This window comes from Paenibacillus sp. FSL E2-0177 (assembly GCF_037992975.1).
Taxonomy (GTDB): domain Bacteria; phylum Bacillota; class Bacilli; order Paenibacillales; family Paenibacillaceae; genus Paenibacillus_AQ; species Paenibacillus_AQ odorifer.
Genome location: NZ_CP150307.1, coordinates 1,647,733 through 1,672,406, shown reverse-complemented (window position 1 = coordinate 1,672,406; position 24,674 = coordinate 1,647,733). Strand labels below are relative to the sequence as shown.

Genomic DNA, 24,674 nt, shown 5'->3' with positions numbered 1-24,674 from the left:
GATAGACCCTTCCTTCATCTTTTTCATTTTGGTCTTATAAAAACTAGCCTATTGTGTTCAGTACTTTCCCCTGTGATAGATTATCTAGAACCTTCTGATCTACACGCATACCGCTGCTTTCCATAGCCAGAACGACCGATCCTACAACCGGCTCCCGGGTCAAAATCCTTAAAGTGCCATTCGGAGCCGACAACTTCACTCTTCTCTCAATGGCCCGCCGGATGATGCCTGAGCGGTCTCCCTTTGTCAGCAGGCTGCCTGCAAGTACGATGTCGAAGAAGTCCTCCTCCATGCCCAAGCGCTGGATGGCCGATGCCGCGGCCAAACCCAGCTCATCCCCTTGCTTGACCAGCAGCTCGGTGGCAACCTGGTCCCCTTCCTCTGCCGCTTGAAACAATAGTTCAGCAATATGGGGAGGCAGGTCTCTGAAATGATCCAGGTAATCCTCTCTTAGCTCCGAAACATTGGAATAGCCCAACAATTCCGTTAAGCGTTCGGTTAGGACCGTCTCCTTCTCTCTTCCCTCATCCGCCCGAAGGACGCTACGGAATACCTCAATACTTAAATCATAGCCACCGCCATAATCCCCGAACCGGTAGCCGAATCCACCACATTGGTATGTAGCACCCAACGGATTTTTACCACTACAGTTCACGCCTGATCCGCAAATCAGCACGATCCCGTAGTTCTTCTCTGTACCTGACCGCAAGGCAATCCAGGTATCGCAGGAAATCTCAGTTTGGGGAAGATCAAAGCTGCTGATGATCGGTCGCAAAATCCGGAAATCAGCCTCTCTGTCCGCTCCCGCTAAGCCGAACCAGGAGTAATCCAGCTGATCCTTGGTCAGCCCTGACGCCATAATTGCTTCCGATATGGCCTGCTGCAAACTGTTCACCGCCTGCTCACGGTTTATTTGATGATTTCCGATCCCACCCTTGCCAACTCCGATGACCTTCCCTTGTTCATCTGCAATCATTGCGTGGGTTTTACTGCCTCCTGCATCAACTCCCAAAAAATACTTCACGGATGATTTCACTCCTAAAATTCAAGGTAATCTAACAGATGCGGTGGATTCACGAATGAGTAGCTGCGGAGCGAGCTTCGTTACAGCGGGCGGCATCACCTCCCCATTGATCATTTTTAGTAGTAAATCAACGCCTATATTGCCCATTTGTGCCTCAGGTTGTCTGACCGTCGTTAACCGCGGGTAAAATTCACCTACGAACTGCTGATCATCAAATCCAACAATTGAGATATCGTGGGGTACTCGAATTCCCTCTTCCCGGAGAGCCTGAACCATTCCAAGAGCAATAAAATCGTCCCCGGAAAAAAAAGCTGTCGGCAGCTTATCTTCGCGGATCCATCTCTTGGCCACCTCATAGCCGCCGCTTACTGTAAAACTGCAGTATTCCGTTCCGAATGGCGTTAACCCGGCATCCTCGAGCGCTTGGACATAACCGCGCTTACGCTCCGCTACACTTAGAAATACCGAAGGGCCGCCAATATAGGCGATTTGAGTGTGCCCAAGATCGAGCAAGTGCTTTGTAGCCTCATACCCGCCTTGATAGTTATCGACCACGACGCTAGGCACATCCTCATGCTGAAACTGGTTATCCAGCAATACAAACGGAATATTTTTTCTTTTCAGTTCCTCTACATATGCCTTTTCTTCAAGTGGGGACAACAGGATAATTCCATCAACGCGATCCTTCTGAAACAGGAAATTATCGCCTTCATCCTCATTCTCGGCGATCGATAGGGCTAAAAAATACCCTTGCGCCGCCAGCTTCCGGTTCACCACGCGAATAACCCGGTCATAGAAAGAGTCGTTAAAGTTGGTAATCGACATCCCGATGACTCCCGTTTTGCCTCTCACAAGACTCCGCGCTGCTGAATTGGGCTGATAATTTAATTCCTCCATAGCTTTCAGCACTTTCTGTCTATTAGCTTCCCGTACAGATGGTAAATTGTTAAGCACCCTGGATACGGTCACTACAGAGAGTCCCGACTTTTTGGCTACATCATGTATATTCATCTTAGCTTCCATACCTCCGTCACCCGAAAGTTTAAACGATTAAACTTTTTAGGTAAATAAAAAAACCTTACCTTTCGTGATATTTCTATGTCCTGATTGAAAATTGCACACTGAATGTCAGCTTTGCCTTTATCAAGAACACCAAAATTCTTTACAAAAGTTTTAAGGTTTTAACTAATTTACATTCTACTTACATTTCCAATATCCGTCAATACATAAAATGCAGCCAAAACAAAAAGCAACTCATCCGCAGACAAGTTGCTTTTTAGACACGCTATTCCCCCTTCCATTGCTTCTATCATCCTCAGGTTAATTGGTAATTACCCATTTTTGTCGATCAAGAGTAGGATCAAGCTCGCTAAGGGACAGTGTCGACCCATCCGCTGATACTTCCAACGCTTTCTTATGATGAGCAGAAATAATACTTACGGTACCATCATCATTTTTGTGAAAAATCCAACGCTGATTGTTATATCCGAGATAAGGGTATAACTGGATTTTATTTTGCCCTGTGTCTAGATCAAGCGCCTGACCGGCTGTTGTACGAATAGAATAGGAGCCTGCATCGTCCCCCGTCGGCACGAATACCCACTTCTGATCCGTAAAATCATTCGCAGCCTTCAGTGTAACAGCTTCACCATTTGCGAGATTTGCTGTATAAAGGGATTTCTGTAGTTCTGCATTTACTAGACTGGAAGTGTATAGATCGGCAGGTGTTTCTCCGCTCACGTTAACGTTTTGATATGAAGCATATCCGCCAAATACATGTAGTCCAAAGCGGCCTTCTGCAAATGTGCCGTCCTGCAGGTCGATCACTTTCTGCCCATCCACATAAACCACGATATGCGGGCCCTTCGCTTCGATTTTCACTTTGTAGGTTTGACCCGGCTGAATGAACGTCGGAACTTTTGCTAGAATCTGACGTTCTTCAAAACGGCCGTCGATTTTATAAAACAGACGGATGGACTTCATATTCGGATCCAGATTTAAGTAGTATCCGCTGCGTCCATCTTCGCTGGCACGGAACAACATAGAGCCTGCTCCTCCGGATTTCCCTAACATCATCTCTGCTTCATAAGTAAAATCTCCTGCCTGCTTCTCTGCGATATAATTCGCGTCACTCCAGTAATTTCCACGAATCCCATTTTCACCAATGACCCAGGAGGCTGCAGATAGATCTTTAGTCCACCCACTTAAGTTCGTATGAAATTCGCCCCCAGATACCTTAACTAATAAGCTAGCGGATGTCTTCCCATTTGGAGTAGAGACGGTAATGATAGACTCGCCTTCTTTTTTAGCTACAAGGGTTGCCTGGGATTTATCCACCACGTTTAGTTCAACAACATCCTTGTTACTGGAATTCCATTTAAGCGGCTGTGCCCCATTACCGGTACCATTCTCTACCATCGCCAAAAGTATGTCGCTTTGCCCCTTGCTCAGTTCGCGATCACTTGTATCCATCATTATCTTGGTAGCTGAGCCCGTCTCCTGATTCCATACAGAGCCTAACTGATTCACCTTCAGAGATACGACTTTTACGTTGCCTCCTTTGGTGTAAAAACTCAAAGCTCTGCTGGCTGGATCCGGAAAAATGACGTCAGAGAAAACAACTTTACCGTTGTTGCCAAAAACCTCAATAGAAGACTCATCTACAAGGATACGCATCTTAACTCGCTTGTTCTCCGTTTGCATTGCCGCTTCATGTCTTGTATTAAATAGACTCGAAAAATCCGTCAAACCAGATGCAGACCGATCCACGAAAATCCGACCCTCACCAGGTTTATATCCAACAACCGTTTTTTGACTTCCCCCTACACGAACGTTAAAGCCAAATTCACTAACCTGACTACCTGCTGGAATTTCTACTTCAGCTTCAATTTCGTATGCACCAGAGGTAACCCCTTTCAATAGATTCTGAGAAGAAGGACTCACCTCTTTGTTAGCAGTAGAATACAGCTGACTACGTAGCGTTTCCAACTCCTTGATCGGGCTTTGAGCGAGCTGAATCCCATCTTTTGTCGTTACTAATGAGACTTCTCTTGGGATTGACAGTACGCCTTTCCAATGGGTTGTTGGAAAAGCAAACGGATAGTCCCAGTTTGTCATCCACGCCATCATTACACTGCGATGATCTGGCATGTTCGAAAAAGACATTGAAGCGTAGAATTCTTTTCCAAAATCTGTTCGCAAAACTTTCCCTGCCGGATTATCATTAACGAATTTACCTTCCGCTGTTAAATGACCCACAAAATATTCAGCATCTGATCCGCGTGTTTTTGAATTCGCTCCTGTACTAATCATCAGAACCCATTTCTTCTGTGATGTTCCGTCTACCGAAAGCTGAAGCAAATCCGGACATTCCCATACACCGCCGCGAACATATTCCCCGTATCCCCAACTATCTGTTAGGGTCCAATCAAGTAGATTCATTGAAGTAAAGAAACGAATATGGTCTCCACCGGATACAACCATTACCCACCTGTTATTGTCATTATCACGAATCACTTTCGGATCACGGAAATCCCAGCCTCCCGGCTCCCCTCCATTATCGCCTGGATTTCCGATAACCATTGGACGCGTCTTGGAATATTCCCAAGTACGACCTTGGTCCTTGCTGTATGCAAGACCGATACGCTGATTCCCATTCGGGCCATCGGGATTATAGGAAGTGTAGTAGGCAATCAGCCCCTTACCTCCTGAATCCCCGAACAAACCTGATGCATTCGTCAGATCTGCCACAGCTGATCCAGACCAGACATGCCCATGATCATTCCACGGCAGCGCAATCGGAAGCCGCTTCCAGTTCAGCATATCCTTACTGACAGAATGTGCCCAAGTGCCTCCGTCCTGATGGAATAGATGATATTCACCTTCGAAGTAGACAAGTCCGTTCGGATCACTGGCAGAACCACGAATTGGCGTATAGTGGTATTGAGGACGATATTTTTCACTATAATAATTGCTGGCATCCGTCACATAGGTATCCTGGAAGTAAGCTGTTCCCTGTTTAACAACGATTCCTGCATATCCATCGGTATAGGTTTTATCTGTTAGATCGATTGCGGCCGGGGTGTATCCGTCTAGAAAGACCTGAATTCTGTTTCCCTTCGCCTTTATCTCTACATGATGTTTTGCTCCGGTCTGACTTGGATAGATATGCTGTGAACTTGCAATTGTTGTTCCGTTAGCTTTCGTCAGACTTACACGAACCTGATTTCCTTCCTTTGTCAGGGCTGCTTCATATCCCTTTGTTCCATCAGCCGATGAACGAAAGGCGAGCGCTGCAACAGAATCAGGACGAAGAGATAGATTTCCTTCATATACAAAATCAGTAGCTTGTTTGTTATAAATTTGCTGTGACTTACTCTGGTTTACTACCATTCCTTTCTTGCCGTTGATATTAGGCTGCCATTGTCCTTTATTTGTAACCACAGCACCCAAATTTCCTTTCAGGTCGCTTACGATAATATTTTGGAACAAAACAGAACCATTCCATACATTGAGTCCCAGCTTACCAGTACGATACGCATCATCCTGAACCTCAATCAAAGGTTTATATTCGTTGTCCCAATATACTTTCAGTGATGAACCCTCTGCTTTCACCTTGAGATGATAGATCTCTCCTGCCTTAATAGTAACCTTCCGCTCCTCTTTTAATTTCCCTTCACCATCACTTGCGTCTCGTAAGCGGATCATACCTGCATTCGGAACAATTTGGAGCATGTAGGAACTCCAGCCATCTTCATTAGAACGGAACAATAAGGTCGCGTCCGCTTGCATATCCTTGATCATGACATCAGCTTCATAGATAAAATCCTCTGACACCGTTTCGGAAATTGCCATTACATTTTCTTGTGGATCAGAAGTCAGTAAAATCCCTTCCACAGTATCCGCCAACTTACCTTTTCCTTTTATTTGCCAACCTGTCAAGTTTGTGTTTGTTTTGGTTACGCTTTCAAAAATAGAAAGCCCCTCCTTAGCTTGTTTACTTACCTCCTGATCAGCGGGCGCAGCCCAACCCGTACCGGGATTGGCTACATAAATGCCTGCTGAAGTCATAACAAATCCTGTTGCCATGAGAAAGCATAAAACTACTTTTCCCTTATTAACCATCCTCTTCACCCTCTTTTTCTATCATCAATCATTTCTTTTATTGTAAAATAAGAAGGAGGCCAATTCATTGCACTGACCTCCTCTCTATATTCTTTTACAATTGAGCAGAACTCTGACTTTCCAGTGCTGTGAGTCCAAGAGCGAGAGCACCACATAATCCCGCCTGTTGGCCTAGTCCTGGTGGAACGATATACTCATCTATGTGTTCCAAAATAGTACTTGAGCTGACATAACCGTTCAGGTTCTGTAGCACGGCCTGCCGAATAAGTGGAAACAATTGTGACTGCTGCATAACACCACCACCCAGAATGATTTTCTGAGGAGAGTTAAGCAATATAGCACCCGTAATCGACTGCGCAATATAAAATGCTTCCATTTCCCATGCAAGGTGATCTATAGGAAGTTCATGTCCCTTCTTCCCCCACCTTGCTTCAATAGCAGGACCTGCCGCCATCCCTTCTAGGCAGTCCCCATGATAGGGACATCCCCCTGGGAATTCATCTTCAGGATGGCGTCTTGTAAGAACATGACCCCCTTCAGGATGCACAAGACCATGAATAAGTTTGCCTTCTGAATACACTCCCACACCAACACCCGTGCCAACTGTATAGTACAAACAGCTGGATAACCCTTGGGCTGCGCCCCATTTGGCTTCACCAAATGCCGCTGCATTGACGTCCGTGTCCCAGCCAAAGGGAACCGAAAAGTTTCTTTTCAAAGTGCCCAGCATATCGTAATTTCCCCAACCTGGTTTTGGTGTTGTTGTAACGTAACCATACGTCGGACTATCTGGGCTTATATCGATTGGACCAAACGATCCAATTCCGATAGCTTCTACTGGTTTGTCTTGAAAATATTGAATAACTTTGGGCAACGTCAACTCAGGATGTTCTGTCGGGAAACTGATCTGATCTTCAATGATCCCATTTTCATTCCCGATGCCACATATAAACTTCGTTCCGCCAGCTTCAATCGCTCCTATACGCATATACAAGACTCCTCTCGGTGACTAATTCTTGTCTTGCTCAGCAGAGAGAGTAAGCTCATAGATATCCAGGGAAATCAGCAAGTCATTCTCATTTTCTGCAAACACAGCAATACCTTTAGATTCTAGTCCAGGGAATATAAGATCCGTAATCACTGCCTGGCCTCCATTACTAAACGCCTCAACGGAAGAGCGATCCACATAAATACGGAGATCATTTGACTCATCAAGCGCTGCGAGTTTGGCTGAATGATGTCCTACGAAATGTTCATGGAAATCATGCTGGCCCGAAGCCTTCCTGTCTACATAAAGTTCCTCTGTCTCACCGTTGATACCGATCACTGTTTGTTCATCCGCACCAACTCTTACCTTGAAACCTACAGATTTACCCCGAGCGAACTCAGCTATAATCTCATAAGATTCCAAGTGAATCTCTTTAAGAAGAGTATTGATTTCTTGCACCGTTGCATTTTTTATAGAAAGGACTTGTACACGAGCTGATTCCAACTCTTGGACCGGCTTCTGCACAAGAAAGGTTCCCCCTTGTCTTGATTCGAGCTGAAGTTCTCTTGCAATTGTCATCGCGCCACGGAATTCTTCTGCTGGCGTCTTGTTAGCATACATCCAGTTGCTCATCCAGCCGATAAATAGCCTTCTTCCATCTTCCGCCGGTATATCGGACCAACTTACACCTGCATAGTTATCTCTTCCATAATCAAGCCAGCGGACTTTTATCGAATCTTCATCTGGCGTGAACACTTCTCCATCAAAATCCCCTGTAAAATACTGTGTTCTTGATCCTTCCACAAAAGCGGGATCCGCACCGATGCTCACTAGCATCACCCATTTCGTGTTCGAAAGATCGCCATCAATGGCCAGCGGGAACAAGTCCGGGCATTCCCATACCCCGTCATGAGAACCGATTCCTTCTCCGAATTCACTGGCAAATGTCCAGTTCATCAGATCAGGAGAATGATATAGACACACCGTTTGACCACAAGCTACAATCATCACCCATTGATTAGTATCTTTATTCCAAAATACTTTCGGGTCACGGAAATCAATGAATGTATCATGTTCAAGCACCGGGTTTCCATCATATTTCGTCCAGGTTCTTCCGTTATCCTTACTATAAGCCAAGCTTTGACGCTGAATGGCTGGCTTGCCTTCCGGCATATCCAAATGGTGTGTAAAAATCGCTACTAGACCTGGTTTATCTTCAAAAAATCCAGTCGTATTATTCCAGTCAACTACGGCACTGCCGGAAAAAATCATACCTAACTCATCTGGAGCAAGAGCGATAGGCAGCTCCTCCCATGTAACCAGATCCTTGCTGACCGCATGGCCCCAGTGCATAGCGCCCATAGTCATTCCACCTGGATGGTGCTGGAAGAACAAATGATATTCACCCTCAAAATAAACCATTCCGTTTGGATCATTCATCCACTTTTCCTTAGGGGAAAAATGATACACTCCGCGGTAATTTTGTTTCGCAATCGTAGACATTATTGTTTTCTCCTTTACTCCCGAACACGGCATTTACCGCATATTATTTATAGTTTATTATTTGCTTGCTCTGTCATAGCCGCCTTGTTTAATTTCAAGCCATTCTTGCAGGCCCAGACGGTCCAATTCTTTCAAATATTCATCCCACTGCGCTTCGACTTTACCATTTTGGTACCATTCAGTACGCATTCTAAGCACGTAGGCAAACAGATCCGTCTCAATTGTCGTAAGGCGATCAAGCTCTTGAATAGAATGGAATACACTCGGCATTACGTTTTCTGCTTTCATTTTAGGCGCCATGATGTTCTTGATAATATCCATTCTGCCTTTGGCATCATCCGGCATGGTTGTGTATTTGCCATAATAGGAATCAAGGATAGCTAAGGGTCCACCGACACTTGTTTTCTCACGTAGTTCTACAGGAGCTGCACCCTCCAGCGGCAAATGCTTCAGCATTTCTTTTTCTTTATCAAATTCGAAAATATTTTGCTGTTTATCGTCTCCATACGTTCCCCAGTTGTTCTGTACAGATTGAATCGGATCGTAGAGTTGATCAACCCATTTCGCTGTCGTTTCTAAGTTCTTATTGGCGCTAGTAACAACCATCTTACCTCTGCCCAAACCAAGCGCGTTCGTTCTTGTTACGTTAACTTCACCATCTGGTCCAGCAAGTGGAGGCATAACCTCGTAAATGTCATTTGCTCCAGTGATGTTAGCTTTATCCCATGAGAAGTAAAGTCCGTATCTCTGATCCTTTCCTTTTGCAAGGTAAGTACTCCAGTCCTGAGTATAGGCTTCAATATCAATGAGTCCTTCTTTATACAGCTCGTTAATAAAAGAAACGGCTTCTTTGTAATCATCTTTTGCCGCCGTAAATATTACCTTCCCATCATTGCTTACAACCGCGTGGTCGGGGTTCTCCCCCAATCCGAATGAAGCAAATAGGAAAACCAGATCTTCTGCTCCAGGCTTGTTAATAAAGGACAAAGGAATTTCGTCAGCCTTACCATTGCCATTTGGATCTTTTGTCTTGAAGGCAATTAATACTTCTTTTAATTCTTCTGTTGTTGTAGGCATATCAAGGCCCAGCTTCTCAAGCCATTCCACATTGATCCAAGGCATACTGTCTACCGCCTGGATTCTTTCTTTGCCATTGCCCAGCTCTTCGATCCACGGAAAGGCATAAATATTACCGTCTGGTGCCGTAATCATACTCTTGTATTCCGGTGCTTCTTCCAGCACCTTTTTGAAGTTGGGCATATTGTTCTCGATAAGCTCATTCAGCGGAATAATGGCACCATCTTTAGCAAGCTTGAGCAGCTCATAGTCGCTATAGTCCGCATTAAAAATTGCATCAGGAAGATCGCCGCTTGCCACAGCCAAGTTTCTTTTTTCAACAAATACGTCTTTCGTGAAATTCTTCCAATTAATATGAACATTCGTCTTTTCTTCAAGACGCTTATTAATCAGTTTTTCATTTGGATCAACGGGTGCAAGTGGAGAGCTTTGCGTAATAAAGTTCAAAGTTACTTTACCGCTGGCGTCCTGTTCTTTACTAGCTGCACTTCCCCCTCCTCCTCCGCCACCGCATGCAGTAAGGAACATAAACGAAGCAAGTACAGATGCAGAAGCTACTTTCGTTGATACTCTTGATTTCTTAATTCTTTTCATAGGGTATGACCTCCAAATTAGATATGAATGAATTAATCTTTATCTATGTGCAGCCTGTTTCCTACTTAAGGGAACCGACCATAACACCTTTTTCAAAGTACTTCTGGAAGAACGGATACATAACAATAAGTGGCAAACTGGAAACAACAATGGCAGCGTACTTGATGATTTCAGACAATCGTTTCATTTCCGCCATGGCGAGTTGATCGCTGATCATGCCCGGATCTACCTGATTCTGGATCAAGATGGACCGCAACACGAGCTGCAGTGGATGAAGATTCGGATTATCTAAATAGATCATGGCGTCAAAGTAGGAGTTCCACTGGCCCACAAAAGCATAAAGAGCGAGCACGAAAACAATCGGTTTGGAGAGCGGTAATACGACACTGAAGAAAATCCGCATCTCCGAAGCTCCGTCGACATTAGCGGCTTCCTTCATTTCATTCGGTACTCCTTTGAAGAAAGTTCTAGAGAGAATGATGTTCCATACATTGATTGCTCCTGGAATGATCACCGCCCAGACTGTATCAAGCAGACCAAGATTCTTAACGAGCAGGTATGTAGGTATAAGCCCACCCCCAAAGAACATGGTGATAATAAACAAGGTCATGAAGAATCCTTTTCCTTTGAGCCTGTCATCAGACAGTGCGTACCCTGCACAGATTGAGACGAGAACGGTAAGCATAGCAAATGAAACAGAGTATAAAACAGAGTTTCCAAAACCTCGGATCATGGCCGGATTAGAAAGAATTTTTATATACCCTTCTAATGACCAGTCCGAAAGGTTGAATGATAATCCTTTACTGAGCAGAACTGATGGATCCATAAAAGATGCAATCACTACATAAATCAAAGGAAGTACAATGATAAGTACGGCCAGTGTCAGGAAGATCGCGTTCAGCACGACGATAAAGCGATCTAATCCGGAATGTTTAATGGGCATAGCTTGTTGCTCCTTTCTTAGTAAAGACCTTCGCCCTCATTCAGTTTCTTCACGGTGAAGTTAACGGTGACGAGCAAGACGATGTTGATGATAGAGTTAAACAACCCTACTGCGGCTGAATAGGCATAATCGCCCGACTGCAAACCAATTTTATAAACGTAAGTCGGAATGATTTCTGAGGTTGGCAAGTTCATCGCCGTTTGCATGAGATAGGCTTTTTCGAAACCAATGGACATAATCCCACCAGCTGCAAGGATAAATACGATAGCCATAATTGGACGAATGGTTGGCAAATCGATATGGCGTATTCTTTGTAGAAGATTAGCGCCGTCAAGATTGGCTGCATTATGTAACTCAGGATCGACATTAGCAAGTGCTGCTACATAAATAATGGATGCCCAACCGGCTCCAGTCCAAATATCAGAAAGAATGTAGATCGAACGGAAGTACTCCGGACGAGACATGAACATGATTGGTTCACCTGTAAGCCACGTAAAAAACTGGTTAATCGGTCCCGTTGGGGACAAGAAGATAAACAACATCCCGACCACAACGACAACAGAAATAAAGTTAGGTGCATACAAGAACAACTGAATGTTCTTTTTGACGCCTGCACGGCGAATTTGATTTAACATCAACGCAAGCAGGATTGGAATTGGAAAACTCAGAATTAATCCGAAAAAACTTAATTTAAGCGTATTCATAAAGATAACTTCGAAGTTGGGGGATGACAGGAATTTCTCGAAGTTGTACAAGCCTACCCATTCACTCCCCATAATCCCTTTGATTGGGCTGAAATCTTTAAAGGCGATAATCGCACCATACATAGGACCGTATTTAAAAATCAGGGTCAGGATCACAGCTGGTGCGAGCAAAATATAAAGAAAGTAGTATTTCTTTAGATAGTCTAGTAAGGAGCTCTTATGTTTGGTCACCATTGTTCTGTGTTCAGCTTCTATTAGGTTTTGCAATGCCTTTACCTCCGTTCTTATCAATGTTTATATCTTGATGCAGTAAGGGCTTTCAATTGGCTTATGTCCTGCTGCTTTTACAATTTACCAAACACTTAATCGTTCGTCAATACATTTTGTAAAAATATTTATGTGCATATGACAAAATATTTTGTTCATAAATGACGCTTTCTATTTTACAAAATTACAAATACAGCCAATTTAAATAGGATTGTATACTTTAAAGTCAACATATTCTCATTAAAACGAAAACAAAACTACTTTTTTTGCACACTTATCCGCCGATAAAATGTAAGCTAAATTGTGCATTTGTAAATATAATATTGCTATTTTGAGTAAACTAATATACATTAAAGAGAGTTGGAATCATGCCAAACAGTACACTATTTGTGGCGAAGGTTAAGAACAAGAATATAGAGGTGAAATACATAGATGGCCAGGGAAAAAGTAACCATACAAGACATCGCGGATGCTTTAGGAATCTCCAGAAATACAGCTTCCAAAGCCTTAAATGGAACGAATGGTATACCTGATGAAACTAGAAACAAGGTTATAAAGAAAGCGATAGAGTTAAAATATAAACAATTTGCTTTTATGGACACCGAGAGTGTTCAACCAAGAAATTCTGGAAACATCGCTTTATTAACAGAAAACTTACCTAACACTTCCCACTTTGGATCGAAACTGATCAGTGGCATGGAGAAACGAATCAGTGCAGAAGGATATAATTTATCCATGCACATTATAAGAGACATTGATCAGGAGTCCTTGTCTCTTCCAAATAATTTTGATGTCGCCAATGTAGACGGAATTATTTGTATTGAGTTGTTCAATTCCGAATATAGTAAGCTGATTACAAGTCTAGGCATTCCAACTATTTTCATCGACTGCTCTGCCGATATCTGCTACCCTGAATTCCAAGCAGATGTACTTCTCATGGAAAATGAACACAGCACATATCAACTTACAAAAAAGTTAATTGATGGCGGTTACACATCACTGGGATTCATCGGAGACTATAATCACTGTAGGAGTTTTAATGAAAGATGGGTGGGCTTTAATCGCGCATTGATAGAATCTGGGATTCAGCTTGATCTCTCACAATGTATTCTCGATGACGATCGACTATTTTTTTCGAGTCCGGAGTGGGCAGATGCTAAGCTAAGCCAAATCAATCAGCTTCCTTCTGCTTTCGTGTGTGCTAACGATTATATTGCGGTTACCTTTATGAAGTCACTCAAAAATATGCTTTCCATTCCTAATGACCTCGTCATTTGTGGTTTTGATAATGGTCCTGAATCAAGCATTGTAGAACCCCATCTCACCACTGTTCATATTTATAGTAATCAGATGGGTGTCAAAGCAGCTGAAATGCTACTTTCCCGAATTCATGATCCGAAGCAACCCTATCAGGTTTCTCATATTTATACCAAACTCATCCTAAGAGAATCTACACCTAATATCAGTTGATGAATTTAAAAAGAACCCAAGCGATTAAAAATTCCGTCGCTGGGGTTCTTTTTTTTCGTTGAATTGTTCCAATTACAATTTCCTGTATTTATAATCCCACAATTAGTTCAAGGAAGGATTGTATTCTTCATAGGATAGAACAATATGCTCACTTTTTAGCAGACAATGCTCTATGATCGCCTTACGTTTCGCTTTCAGGACAATTTGTTCAATATCAGCAAAACTGCAACCGGAAAGACGTTCGCATGTTTCCTCCAGCAGCCCAGCTTCACTTTCAAAGTCATTAATTAACAGTTCGACATATTGACGCCTACTTGATTCATCCGGGTTAGCATAAATCATTTTTGTATCAAACCTTCTCCAAATAGCTCTATCCAGTTCATTTTCTAGGTTCGTCGCTGCTACAAAAATGCTGTTGTCACCAAAATCATCGAGACATTGCAGCAGTGTATTCACCGCACGAGCCATTTCTTTAACCTCGTCATTACTCTCCCGTGTTCTTGCAATGGCATCAAACTCATCCAGGAAAAGAACACAAGGAGATGCTTTGGCATACTCAAATATTTTCCGGATATTACTTCCAGTCTCGCCCAAATGACTGTGAATAATTGCATCAAGTCGAACTAGGATAAGTGGAAGCTCCAGCATTTGAGCCATATAAAATGCCGTCAGTGTTTTCCCTGTGCCCGGTGGACCATACATAACCACTTTATTGGGAATTGGAACTCGATGCTCTTCAAATCTTTCCCTCATACCTAAGATTGTGATGAATTCTTCGACAATCTTTCGATTCATATCGGGTAGGATCAGATGTCTAACCTTTTTGGCACATTCTTTGGGTGTATAATAGGTACCCATATCAATCCCTTTTGCTCTGGGTAGACGTTGATTGGTGCTGCTTTTATTCATTATTTATTGAAGCTCCTTTAAAATGGTTATTTTCAAGAAATCCAAAAGATCCTTTCTGAATCCAGTTCAACCTGCTCTAATTGCCGCTCGAAGTTCTCGTGAGGAACGATAGAGTCCGCTTGTGACCATTCATTATCCACAAATCAATTCAAATACACATTGTTTTTATTCGTAATTATTACGATTTAAAATATCATACTTTCTTTTTGTTTATAATGTCAACCAGTAGCACAAAAAAGAGCCTTTATAATTCCAAGGCTCTTTTAGGGTATATCTATTAAATCGGCCATCCAGGCAAAGCAGAAGTTCCAGCATCTTGCCTTCACATATTGTAAGTCCTGGCTAGCTTGGACTTAGCTCTGAGCCGGGTGAATTCCTTAGTTACCAGGATTACCGTCCACACTACAACCACAGAATCAATTACAAGCGAACCCCAATATACTCCGGAGACGCCTAACCATCTTGGCAAAACAAGCATCACTGGCACATAAAAAACAAGTTGTCTGGTGATGCCGATAACGGCTGCCGGCTTCCCTTTATTAATCGCAGGGAAAAAGGTCATGGCCATAAAAATGAGCGACAATAACGGCAGAACCGCCATGTTCAACCGGAAATATAACATTTCGCTGGTCTTAAAGATTTGATCCGGCAGCATTAGCCCCAGAATGGAAGCCGGCGAGATCATGGAAATTATCCAGAAAGGCAAAGTCAGCAGCATGGAAACGAGGGTGAATATTTTATAGGCTTTGATGGCGCGCTCATACTGTTCTGCTCCAAAATTTATGCCGATGACTGGCTGCAAGGCGCGCATTAATCCGAATATCGGCGTCAACAGGAAGGTGAATACACGAAAAACCACTCCATAAAATGCAATATCTGCTGTAGTCCCGTATCTCGACAGTGCATTAAATACTACAACAGCCTGTACCAGATTCATAAAGTTCATAATGAAAGAGGACATTCCCAGACCAATTATGGATTTGATTGTGGCAGCATCCCGATAGATTGCGAAGACATTCGTTCGGAATGAGGCAAATCCTTTGCCAAAATAAATCCATCCCAGCAAGGTGTAGACCAGCATCCCGATATTTGTAGCCCAGGCAGCTCCCTCTACTCCAAAATCCAGCCAGGCTACCAGAATATAATTGGACAATACATCAACTGCCAGTCCAATGCCCATTACCACGGCTGCCGATTTCATTTTCCCTTCGGCACGTACAATCATGTTGGCAGCCAGTCCATAAATCCAGAAAAATGAACCAATCACCGTAATTCTAAAATAGCTGTCTCCAAGAGCCAGAGTTTCCCCTTCTCCTCCCATGATTCGCACCAGCTGTGTAGAGAAAAGCAAACCCAATACCATATAGATAAGCGTTACAAGGATGGACAGATAATTAACATTCCCCATCAAACGCTTCTGCATTTCTTTGTCCTGCCTGCCGAGGGCTAAACTTAAAGCAGAACCGGCACCCACCCCAATCAAGGAGCCCAGTCCCAAGCTGATCTGGGTTAAAGGATAAGCTACCGAAACCCCAGCCAGTGCTTCCTCTCCGACAAACCTTCCCACAAATACAGCGGCGATAACCGCATTTAAGCCATAGAGGACCATTGCGATGATAGCGGGCCATGATAACTGGACCATAATATTCCATAGATTACCGTTGAGAATAAAATGCGCCTGCTTGTCTTTGCTGTTGTTTATCTGTGTTACTGTGTTCATAATATGAATTTTCTCTCCTTCTTTTGACTGAATATGCAAAGTCCTCGTTCAAAAATTATACGGGACTCCTTGCATTAACTAGTCTATAAGACATGTTGGCTAGCAACTACCGCAAAAAGGATTGTTTCTATCTCATATAGGATTTTATCTTTGAATTTATATAAATCTCCCCGGAATAGCCCCCTCTCATTTCCATTCTATTAAAAAACTGCAGCAGGAGTGGTCGCGGCTCCGCAAGTTTCCGGTACATGGTCAATTTTGAATGCTAGGCAATCATTTAGTCCCCCCTACTTAACTCAACAAAAAAAGCAACTTCCCAGTTGGCAAGTTGCTTTTAAAAAAACTCTTTTGTGATAAAGTAACGATGAAAAAAAACGATTGAAGTCAAGTCAAAAACCGACCTAATAAGCAGCGAACGGATCCGCATTATTCGAAAGGAACTGAGCCCATGTGAATTTGAATTCAGGACTGCCTACAACACTTTCTGCTATATCACCTGGAACAAAAAACACAGTGAATCCTGCATTAGTCAAGTAGAAGTTATCCAGGTATGCATTAGAATCTTTAGTTAACTTATTGAACAGGTCAATAGAGTAGATAGAAGACTCAGTACCTTTTTGGACTTGTTCTTGAAGTGATTTCTTAATAACCTGACTGTAATTGCTGTTGGATTTCAGCAAATCTCCCAGCTTCATTGTCCTACCATCCTGCAGAGAGTAAGTAAGACCTGTTTGTGAGCCGCCTCCATGAGCTCCGCCGAGGTATTGATAATTGGTAAGCAGGAAGCTAATCACTCCATTTTGATTGTAAGTCACCTTGTAGGCCAGTTCGAAATCGTATGTCGCTCCTTCCGCTGGAGCACCAGACTTAGCCAGTTGTTTTTCCGAGGCATCTAGAAACTTCTGTGCCTGAGCTTTCACCGCTTTATTAATTGCCACTTCGGCATTTTGATTCGCAAGCTGCGATACAACTGGATATACGATATTGATGGTTACATCCTTATGGGAATTAGAAGACTGGAGTTTACCGGCAGTTATAGTCAGTTCATTCATTCCTGCATTCGTGATATTGACAGTACGGGTTTGTCCGTTCCATTGGGCCAAATATCCGAAAGGTTCAACCAAGGCTTGCACTGCAACAAAAGAAGTTCCTCCGATTACCTGAGCTTCGTATCTTTGTCCCAGACCGCTTCCATTTAACTTTACAAGTGTACTGTCGATATCCAATGAATAATTTACAGTATTCTCTCCCAGGGTAAGCTCTACACTATGATTTTTGTTATCGTATTTAACAGCTGCGCCTAATGCTTGCGCTGCGTCTTTAAGCGGAATGAGTGTATTACCTAATGGGCTTAGGAAAGCCTGAGTCCCGATTGCTTTACCTTTAACCTGGACGTTCACCCTGGAGGTTATTGTTGCAGTAGTGGATGCAGCATGAACTGATCCGACAGACACGGGTAAAGCCGCCGCTGTGCCAACTGCAGCCAGTGCTGCTGACAATAAAAGTACGGACATCCGCTTTTTAGTTGTGAATTTTTTAACTTGAGTTTCCATTTTGAAGATCTCCTTTTAGTCATTTTCTTACTATCACACTATAATCCCGTCATTTCCCGGATGGTTTACAGTATTTTCAGAAAAAGATTACAATTTTTACATGGAATTCGCTAATCAATGATGCATTGAAACCATAAAGGCAAATCCAAAAAGTGTCCAGTCATTTAGCACATGCACTATAAACGATGTCCAAATGTTTTTAGTCTTAATGTATGGATAGAGCAGAACAATCCGTACAATGCCGATACCGAGAATGGCTTGTGCAATATTCCAATTATAAGTTGGTAAATGGTATGCGCCAAAAATAATGGATACTACAATCCACGCTAAGATAATCGCAGACTTTCTGTTCAGTTTAAGTTTTTTTACTCCTAAGTACAAAATGACTAAGAATGGAAGGATCGTTATTAATTCTTCTCCAAAAAGCATCGGGAGCATTGTCAGGAACGTCGTAATTGTATCGGAAAAATTACCATTGAATCCTTCACTCACTGGATTTGCACTAAAATTAAATAATTTCGTAATAATAAAACCAACACCATAGGTCACAATAAGATTTACAATGTACGTCCCAAGAATTAATATAATATCTTTAGCAACTAATTTTCTGAAAAGTAATGTCCACTGACTCCGTGCAACAAAGATAACTGCTGCTAATGGGAAAATCACATTTATAAAAGGATGTCCATAAGTACCTCCAAACCCAATAAGAAACAATGCAAAACCTGCAGCAACAGCTATCAGAAATATTAGGCTGGTTTTCAAATTTAGAGTAGGGGATTGCAGTTCACTGTAGAACGGAAAATCATCATTTTTACGCTCAAATCTAAAAAAATTACTTTTACTCATCATTAATCAAATCCTTCCTGAAAATAATGAAAAGCTATACTCTCTGAATACTAAAACCAATGATGCGGAGAATAGAAATACAGTCAGCTGTTTTTTGTACTATCACACTATACTCCCATTTTTTTCTGAAACATTTACAAAATTTTCAGAAAAAAATTACAATATTTACACAAGTTTTAAATAAACTGAAATTAATTCATCGCTTAATTTTGCAAATTCATGAAAATGTTTTTAAAAAAATGAATCTATTTCAGAAATAATTATGTTGTTTTGATAAAATAGACAGGTAATAATAGAATAAACAGTTCCCTTGTTAAAAAACTAAAAAGCGAGGTTTACCAATGTTATGGACCTGAAGCTGTTAAAAAAAATTAAAACGATAAATTTCTTCACATTCTTCTTTTTTTGGACTGTCATCTTTTTTGCTCTTGCGGATAAGCCACCACCTGCTGCTTTCTATGGGCTTATTGCCCTATTATTAGTTTATGGTATTTTACTTATTATCTATTTAAATGATTTTATTGAAAGCTTGATTAAAAAGCGAAGAGGAGTTTTTCTACTCAATTTGTTATATTTCTCCTTGGGAGGTTTTGCTTTCAGTCTCATTCTTTCAATTATTGTCATTAACCTTGTTTCAAATGTAGAAAATGAAGGATATCTAATCTCGGCATTCAGTTCAACCGTAATAGGATTCCTTAACGGGTTATGTTTTTATTTTTTCAACAAGCTGCTTGTAAAGAGGTACAACCTAATGATTGAGCAGAACCGCTCTGAATAATAAAAGAGCCGAACTAGCTAAAGAATGACGTATCGCCAAAAAGCAACTTATCCGCAGATAAGTTGCTTCTTTATCATGTTCGCCTTATAGAACTCATGATACAGCTTCGGAGCCAAGGATATCGATAAGTGCATCAGGATTTCGTTTTCAATACAATGACCAGTGTTATCTTGAAGTGGCATACAAGAAAATGATGAGGCTCTGTAATTTAACGGATGGGTGTACATTGAAACTAATTTTTCAGTCCCGTCAACGTGATTCCTTCTACGAAATATTTTTGACCAATCAGATAAAAAATGACGCCCGGCGCAAAGGACATACACGTAGCCGCCATCGTCAGCGACCAGTCCTGCTTTAGTTGGCCTCTAAAGGCGGTTAGTCCCAAGGCTATCGTATACTTATCGCTTGAGTTTATGTAAATCATCTGTTGAAGTAGATCATTCCATAAACCGATAAAGATAAATAATGCGACGACGATCATCGCAGATTTAATGGCCGGCATAATAATGCTGAACAAAATGCGGTAATATCCAGCGCCATCGATCGTTGCTGCTTGATCAAGCTCTCTCGGAATAGACATGATAAACTGCCTAATCAAAAAGATATTAAAAGCCCCGCCACCACAGAAATAAGGCAAAATCAACGGCAGATAGCTGTCATGAATTCCTAAACCTCTCGTCCACCCAATATATAGCGGAATAAGTGTAACCATGGCAGGTAGAAGCATCGAACCGACACAAAGAGCCCAAATCAATTTTTTGCCCCGAAAACGCAGTCTTGCAAAGGCATAACCGCATAAGGTCGCTGTAAAGGTTCCTGCCAAACAGGCGGGTACAATAATAATCATCGTGTTCCATAAATATTTCCAAAACTTAAAGATCTCTAGCGTTTCTGTATAGTTTGAAAACAACCAATTTCCTGGCAGCAGTGAAGGCGGATATTGGTATATCTCAGCATTCGACATGAGCGACGTGCGAAATATCCACCAGATTGGAAAGAGCACGAGTATAGTAAAAAAAATAACAACGACAAACGAGATCAGGTTCATCCATTGATTATTACGTTTTTTGCTCTTTAATCTTCCGTATGAGGCTACACTCATTTGTCATCGCCTCCTTCATTAAAGATCCATAGGTTGGAGGTTTTGAATAATACACCAGTAAAGCCTGCAAGAATAACAAAAATAACGGCTGTTGTCGCACAAGCATACCCTAATTTATAATTTACAAAAGCTTGATCATACATCAGATAAGTTAAAAAGCGTGAAGAATTACCCGGGCCGCCATTCGTTAATGAAAGAGCCGGCGTAACAATTTGGAGATTGGCAATCAAGCTCATTAGCAAATTGTAAAAGATAATGGGCGACATGCACGGTAAAGTGATATGCAAGAATCGTTTCCATCCATTCGCACCATCCATTTCAGCCGCTTCATGGTAGACGACCGGAACATTTTGCAGCCCAGCTAAGAAAATAACAATTAAGTTACCTGACAGCCAAACCGAAATCAAGGATAGGGATGGAATGACATAGCTGGAATCCGCGATAAAAGAAACTTTGTTCAAACCCATCTCAGAGAGAATAAAGTTAAAAAATCCAAAATTAGCTTCGTATAACCAGGACCATCCTACATATATTGCGGCTGCCGGCAAAACGTACGGTACATAGAACACAGCTCGGAAAAACCCTCTTGCCGGAATTTTACGATTCAGTAGCATCGCAATAAAAAGTGAATAAATCATGCCTCCAACTACCGATAAGACGGCAAAGTAGACCGTAGCTATAATAGAATCTTTAATATAAGGATCAGTGGTAAATAGATTAATATAATTCTCGAAGCCAACAAATTTGGGGTCTGAAAGTCCCGTCCAATTCGTTAAGCTGATCCCGAGCACCCCAATAAGAGGTAGATACGTTAGAAAGATCAACCCAATGAAGGCAGGGATCAATAATATATACGCGGCTCGTGCCTCACCTGCATGAATACGTGAACGACGTTTCGGAGATTTATTAATCATTTCCATCTCTATCTCCCCACCTGAAGATCATAATATGGCCGCCGCGTGTGTGAGCTTGGCAGCGGCCAGTCTTTTACGAACTTTACTAATTGCCTGAATGGGCTGCTTTCAACGCATCGAGATTTTTAGAAATAGCATCCTTAGCGGTCGTCTTTCCAGTCCATACATCCCCTAGAACCGACCCGAGCAAGGTGTTAAACTCTGTCGTATGATTCGTATAGAACCACGCTGCGGGCTTTACAGCAGGTGATTGCGCATAGTCGACTACTGCAGATTTATATTCGTCATAAACAGGGAAGTTAGGATTTTCGACCCATTTACGGGTAAGGGTCTCATCCGTGTACCACTTCTCCAGCGTCGGCATCCAGATCCCCGAGCTAATGAGGCCCCAGTTATTTTCTTCTGAGTTGTACCATTTCAGCCATTCCATCGCTTCTTTTGGATGCTTAGTCTGGGAGAAGACGACATTGGCGCCACCCGTGTTGAGGGTAACCTTTTCCTTCATGTAAGGCAATACTGCAACGCCATAGTTCAAGCCTTCATTCTTGGCCGTATTCAGACTAGTTCCCACGTTCCACGCACCGTTAGTAGCCATGGCAACAGTTCCCGCGATGATGGTTCGTTGAATGCCATCATCAGTCTGTCCGACAGACAACGGAGCAACATGATCCTTCAAGTAAAGATCTGCAACCTTCTGAATTCCCTCTATACTGGCGTCTTCTCCAATTCTCACCTCAGTCCCATCACCCGAATAGAACCCTCCACCATTACCAAGCGCCCAGGTCTCAAGCTGCCATGGTAAGTTTTCAACGGATGCGCCAAACTGTACGATACTCTGCTCATTAAAGCCACTCTCATCAGGATGTTTACCATTTTTATCAAGGGTCAGCTTCTTTGCTGTTGTTACAAATTCGTCCCATGTCCACGCTTTGTCTAAAGCGGCTGGGGGATAGGGTACATTGGCCTTGTCAAACATATCTTTGTTGTAATAGAGGAGTAAAATTTCATTGGCAGCCGCGTAGGCTACGGTTTTCCCTTGATATTTGTAGGCTAAGCTATCCAGTGGTTTGCTGTCGCTTCCTTCGTACATTGTATTTACATCATTCAGCATGCCTTGGGTAGACCACTGAACGACCCCATCTTCTCTGAGCATCCCTGTATCAGGCAATTGCTCTGCCGTAGCCATTGTATTCAGCTTAGTCATGTAGTTTTCCCAAGGAATTGCTTGTACTTCTACTTCAATTCTGTCTTGAGAAGCATTAAACTTATCCGCCACTCCCTGGGTTACATTTCCCTCTTCCGCACTTCCCCACATCGAATAGATAATCTTGACCTTCTCCTCAGGCTTGGAGGTTGTGTTCTCAGATGCTTTTGGTGCATCAGATGCCTTGGTTGCTGTGTTTGTCTCGTCTTTCGCGCAGCCAATGACACTTAACGCTAGTGCAGTTGAAAGAATACCTACCCCGAATGCTTTACCTACTTTCATTCCCTCTCCCCCTTCATAATTACATAGATATGTCTAACCGTTTGACCCCTTAAGTTATTGAGTTAAACGTTTAGTACCAACTTTTTTAATAATTTCAACCTTTGCTTGGAATCCGTAATTTCGGCCAGCAGATACGACTTTTAATATCGTAAATATTTTCAAAAAGTGGTATAGAGTCTTCATGAACTTGGGATGTTTTAATGAAGTAAGCGCTTTATTATTATTGTGTCATGATTTTCTTTTAGGGAAAATAGCATTTTTCAACCTGATTTTTAAAAATTCCAACCTTTAAAGAATCATCTTTTTCATAAAAACGGCAGAATCAGCTGAACCAAAATATTCAATTGCAGTAACGACAATAAGCAGAGCCGTCCTCCTACCCCAATGGTAGAAGCACTGCTCTGCCTATTTAGCATTTATACACATATGCTGCTGTATGCAACAACGCCTTTTTTCTCTTCTCGAAACATAACTGCGTGAGATTTCCAGCTCCTTAGCAAATTCCCGCTATGTTATCGAATTTCTTGAGGTTGTGGCCACGAACCGAGGTCAAGAATGAAGGCGTCTCTTATTCGTTCCCCATCGTGCTGATGTCGATGACAAACCGGTAACGGACATCTGAAGCAAGCACACGCTCCCAGGCTTCATCAATCCGGTCAGCAGAAATGACCTCGATTTCAGAAGCAATATTATGTTCAGCGCAGAAATTAAGCATTTCCTGCGTTTCACGGATTCCGCCAATCATCGACCCGGCAAACGAACGGCGGTGGCCGATCAGCGAGAATACGTTAACTGCCAATGGATCAGCGGGCGCACCGACATTGACTAATGTACCATCCAATGCCAGAAGTGAAAGATAGGCATCAATATTAATTTGTGCGCTTACTGTATTCACAATAAGATCGAATGAACCGGCAAGCTGCTTAAATGTCTCCGGATCGCTGGTCGCATAATAATGATCCGCTCCTAATTGCAATCCGTCTTCCTTCTTCTTCAGTGACTGTGATAACACAGTAACCTCAGCTCCCATGGCATGAGCAATCTTCACAGCCATGTGCCCAAGCCCGCCAAGACCCACTACAGCTACTTTTTTGCCGGGAGCGGCTCCCCAATGGCGCAGCGGTGAATAGGTGGTGATTCCTGCGCATAAAAGCGGTGCAGCTGCGTCAAGCGGAATAGCGTCAGGAATCCGGACTACGAAGTCTTCTGTTACAACGATGTGCGTGGAATACCCGCCCTGTGTATAGTGACCGTGCCGGTCGATAGCCCCATAGGTGCCCGTATTTCCACTCAGGCAATACTGCTCCTCACCTTTCTGGCAATTACTGCACTCTCCACAGGAGTCAACCATACAACCAACCCCTACACGATCGCCGACTACGTACTTTGTAACTTCGGAACCGACCTGGCTGACAATACCGGCGATCTCATGCCCTGGAACAAGTGGATACTTAACCGGTCCCCACTCCCCGCGGGCTGTATGAATATCCGAGTGGCAAATGCCAGCGTATTTAATCTCAATAAGAACATCGTGCGGCTGCAGATTCCGGCGTTCAATTGTAGTTAGCTTGAACGGACCTTCCTGACTGAATGTAGCACGTGCATTTACTTTTATCATAGTGAAACCTCTCTTCTAGTTAATATAAAAAGCTGTAACGTCGACTTTACA

18 protein-coding genes are annotated in these 24,674 nt (G+C 42.6%); 2 read left to right on the top strand and 16 right to left on the bottom strand.

All coding sequences use genetic code 11. The features are described 5' to 3' along the window. Positions 1-43 precede the first annotated feature (43 nt). The 8 genes from MHI25_RS07445 to MHI25_RS07410 form a co-directional block, all read right to left on the bottom strand. Positions 44-1,024: a BadF/BadG/BcrA/BcrD ATPase family protein gene (locus MHI25_RS07445; protein ID WP_076185345.1), complete on the bottom strand. Its 981-nt coding sequence runs from the start codon at positions 1,022-1,024 to the stop codon at positions 44-46. A 21-nt stretch (positions 1,025-1,045) separates the two neighbouring features. After that, positions 1,046-2,035 (bottom strand): LacI family DNA-binding transcriptional regulator, encoded by a 990-nt coding sequence (locus tag MHI25_RS07440; RefSeq protein ID WP_248547745.1) that lies wholly within the window; start codon positions 2,033-2,035, stop codon positions 1,046-1,048. Between the two features lie 309 nt (positions 2,036-2,344). Next, on the bottom strand, positions 2,345-6,112 hold the full coding sequence (locus MHI25_RS07435; protein ID WP_340395190.1) for a GH32 C-terminal domain-containing protein: 3,768 nt from the start codon (positions 6,110-6,112) through the stop codon (positions 2,345-2,347). Between the two features lie 130 nt (positions 6,113-6,242). Beyond that, complete coding sequence (locus MHI25_RS07430) at positions 6,243-7,136, bottom strand: ROK family protein (RefSeq protein ID WP_076309640.1); 894 nt, start codon at positions 7,134-7,136, stop codon at positions 6,243-6,245. Between the two features lie 21 nt (positions 7,137-7,157). Further along, on the bottom strand, positions 7,158-8,639 hold the full coding sequence (locus MHI25_RS07425) for a glycoside hydrolase family 32 protein (RefSeq protein ID WP_340395189.1): 1,482 nt from the start codon (positions 8,637-8,639) through the stop codon (positions 7,158-7,160). Positions 8,640-8,696: 57 nt separating this feature from the next. Then, the gene (locus MHI25_RS07420; RefSeq protein WP_340395188.1) at positions 8,697-10,310 is read right to left on the bottom strand and encodes an ABC transporter substrate-binding protein; all 1,614 of its coding nucleotides are present in this window, start codon (positions 10,308-10,310) and stop codon (positions 8,697-8,699) included. A 61-nt stretch (positions 10,311-10,371) separates the two neighbouring features. Next, positions 10,372-11,253, bottom strand: coding sequence for a carbohydrate ABC transporter permease (locus tag MHI25_RS07415; protein WP_340395187.1), 882 nt, complete (start codon positions 11,251-11,253; stop codon positions 10,372-10,374). Between the two features lie 17 nt (positions 11,254-11,270). Beyond that, the gene (locus tag MHI25_RS07410) at positions 11,271-12,191 is read right to left on the bottom strand and encodes an ABC transporter permease subunit (RefSeq protein WP_076185370.1); all 921 of its coding nucleotides are present in this window, start codon (positions 12,189-12,191) and stop codon (positions 11,271-11,273) included. A gap of 465 nt (positions 12,192-12,656) precedes the next feature. Here MHI25_RS07410 and MHI25_RS07405 point away from each other — a divergent pair, with 465 nt between their 5' ends. Continuing rightward, positions 12,657-13,694 carry a LacI family DNA-binding transcriptional regulator gene (locus tag MHI25_RS07405; protein WP_076185350.1) on the top strand — a complete coding sequence of 346 codons (1,038 nt, stop codon included), beginning with the start codon at positions 12,657-12,659 and terminating at the stop codon, positions 13,692-13,694. 102 nt (positions 13,695-13,796) lie between these two features. Here the strand turns inward: MHI25_RS07405 and MHI25_RS07400 are convergent, their stop codons facing one another. The 4 genes from MHI25_RS07400 to MHI25_RS07385 all read right to left on the bottom strand — a co-directional run bounded on the left by MHI25_RS07400 (position 13,797) and on the right by MHI25_RS07385 (position 18,725). Continuing rightward, positions 13,797-14,603 (bottom strand): ATP-binding protein, encoded by an 807-nt coding sequence (locus MHI25_RS07400; RefSeq protein WP_179086319.1) that lies wholly within the window; start codon positions 14,601-14,603, stop codon positions 13,797-13,799. 322 nt (positions 14,604-14,925) lie between these two features. Beyond that, the gene (locus MHI25_RS07395; protein WP_340395186.1) at positions 14,926-16,323 is read right to left on the bottom strand and encodes an MATE family efflux transporter; all 1,398 of its coding nucleotides are present in this window, start codon (positions 16,321-16,323) and stop codon (positions 14,926-14,928) included. Between the two features lie 401 nt (positions 16,324-16,724). Beyond that, a complete protein-coding gene (locus MHI25_RS07390; protein ID WP_340395185.1) occupies positions 16,725-17,876 on the bottom strand; it encodes a DUF4163 domain-containing protein in 1,152 nt (383 codons plus the stop codon). A 114-nt stretch (positions 17,877-17,990) separates the two neighbouring features. Then, the gene (locus MHI25_RS07385; protein ID WP_248547751.1) at positions 17,991-18,725 is read right to left on the bottom strand and encodes a CPBP family intramembrane glutamic endopeptidase; all 735 of its coding nucleotides are present in this window, start codon (positions 18,723-18,725) and stop codon (positions 17,991-17,993) included. Between the two features lie 346 nt (positions 18,726-19,071). Here MHI25_RS07385 and MHI25_RS07380 point away from each other — a divergent pair, with 346 nt between their 5' ends. Continuing rightward, positions 19,072-19,503, top strand: coding sequence for a hypothetical protein (locus MHI25_RS07380; protein WP_340395184.1), 432 nt, complete (start codon positions 19,072-19,074; stop codon positions 19,501-19,503). Between the two features lie 232 nt (positions 19,504-19,735). On the opposite strand, the gene MHI25_RS07375 is transcribed toward MHI25_RS07380, so the two are convergent. The 4 genes from MHI25_RS07375 to MHI25_RS07360 all read right to left on the bottom strand — a co-directional run bounded on the left by MHI25_RS07375 (position 19,736) and on the right by MHI25_RS07360 (position 24,623). Continuing rightward, positions 19,736-20,605: a carbohydrate ABC transporter permease gene (locus tag MHI25_RS07375; RefSeq protein WP_076305652.1), complete on the bottom strand. Its 870-nt coding sequence runs from the start codon at positions 20,603-20,605 to the stop codon at positions 19,736-19,738. Continuing rightward, positions 20,602-21,525 (bottom strand): sugar ABC transporter permease, encoded by a 924-nt coding sequence (locus tag MHI25_RS07370; RefSeq protein WP_076125342.1) that lies wholly within the window; start codon positions 21,523-21,525, stop codon positions 20,602-20,604. The genes MHI25_RS07375 and MHI25_RS07370 overlap by 4 nt, the downstream gene beginning before the upstream one ends. Before the next feature lie 79 nt (positions 21,526-21,604). Further along, entirely contained in the window at positions 21,605-23,005 is a 1,401-nt protein-coding gene (locus tag MHI25_RS07365) for a sugar ABC transporter substrate-binding protein (protein ID WP_340395183.1), read from the bottom strand. Positions 23,006-23,573: 568 nt separating this feature from the next. Beyond that, the gene (locus tag MHI25_RS07360) at positions 23,574-24,623 is read right to left on the bottom strand and encodes an NAD(P)-dependent alcohol dehydrogenase (protein ID WP_339172243.1); all 1,050 of its coding nucleotides are present in this window, start codon (positions 24,621-24,623) and stop codon (positions 23,574-23,576) included. Between the last annotated feature and the right edge of the window lie 51 nt (positions 24,624-24,674).

Bases quoted from the DNA above. Each gene is read 5' to 3' on its own strand.
- MHI25_RS07400 (WP_179086319.1), bottom strand. From the start codon at position 14,603: ATGAATAAAAGCAGCACCAATCAACGTCTACCCAGAGCAAAAGGGATT.
- MHI25_RS07420 (WP_340395188.1), bottom strand. From the start codon at position 10,310: ATGAAAAGAATTAAGAAATCAAGAGTATCAACGAAAGTAGCTTCTGCA.
- MHI25_RS07360 (WP_339172243.1), bottom strand. From the start codon at position 24,623: ATGATAAAAGTAAATGCACGTGCTACATTCAGTCAGGAAGGTCCGTTC.
- MHI25_RS07410 (WP_076185370.1), bottom strand. From the start codon at position 12,191: ATGGTGACCAAACATAAGAGCTCCTTACTAGACTATCTAAAGAAATAC.
- MHI25_RS07365 (WP_340395183.1), bottom strand. From the start codon at position 23,005: ATGAAAGTAGGTAAAGCATTCGGGGTAGGTATTCTTTCAACTGCACTA.
- MHI25_RS07390 (WP_340395185.1), bottom strand. From the start codon at position 17,876: ATGGAAACTCAAGTTAAAAAATTCACAACTAAAAAGCGGATGTCCGTA.
- MHI25_RS07435 (WP_340395190.1), bottom strand. From the start codon at position 6,112: ATGGCAACAGGATTTGTTATGACTTCAGCAGGCATTTATGTAGCCAAT.
- MHI25_RS07385 (WP_248547751.1), bottom strand. From the start codon at position 18,725: ATGAGTAAAAGTAATTTTTTTAGATTTGAGCGTAAAAATGATGATTTT.
- MHI25_RS07380 (WP_340395184.1), top strand. From the start codon at position 19,072: ATGGACCTGAAGCTGTTAAAAAAAATTAAAACGATAAATTTCTTCACA.
- MHI25_RS07440 (WP_248547745.1), bottom strand. From the start codon at position 2,035: ATGAATATACATGATGTAGCCAAAAAGTCGGGACTCTCTGTAGTGACC.
- MHI25_RS07415 (WP_340395187.1), bottom strand. From the start codon at position 11,253: ATGCCCATTAAACATTCCGGATTAGATCGCTTTATCGTCGTGCTGAAC.
- MHI25_RS07405 (WP_076185350.1), top strand. From the start codon at position 12,657: ATGGCCAGGGAAAAAGTAACCATACAAGACATCGCGGATGCTTTAGGA.
- MHI25_RS07425 (WP_340395189.1), bottom strand. From the start codon at position 8,639: ATGTCTACGATTGCGAAACAAAATTACCGCGGAGTGTATCATTTTTCC.
- MHI25_RS07375 (WP_076305652.1), bottom strand. From the start codon at position 20,605: ATGAGTGTAGCCTCATACGGAAGATTAAAGAGCAAAAAACGTAATAAT.
- MHI25_RS07370 (WP_076125342.1), bottom strand. From the start codon at position 21,525: ATGGAAATGATTAATAAATCTCCGAAACGTCGTTCACGTATTCATGCA.
- MHI25_RS07395 (WP_340395186.1), bottom strand. From the start codon at position 16,323: ATGAACACAGTAACACAGATAAACAACAGCAAAGACAAGCAGGCGCAT.
- MHI25_RS07430 (WP_076309640.1), bottom strand. From the start codon at position 7,136: ATGCGTATAGGAGCGATTGAAGCTGGCGGAACGAAGTTTATATGTGGC.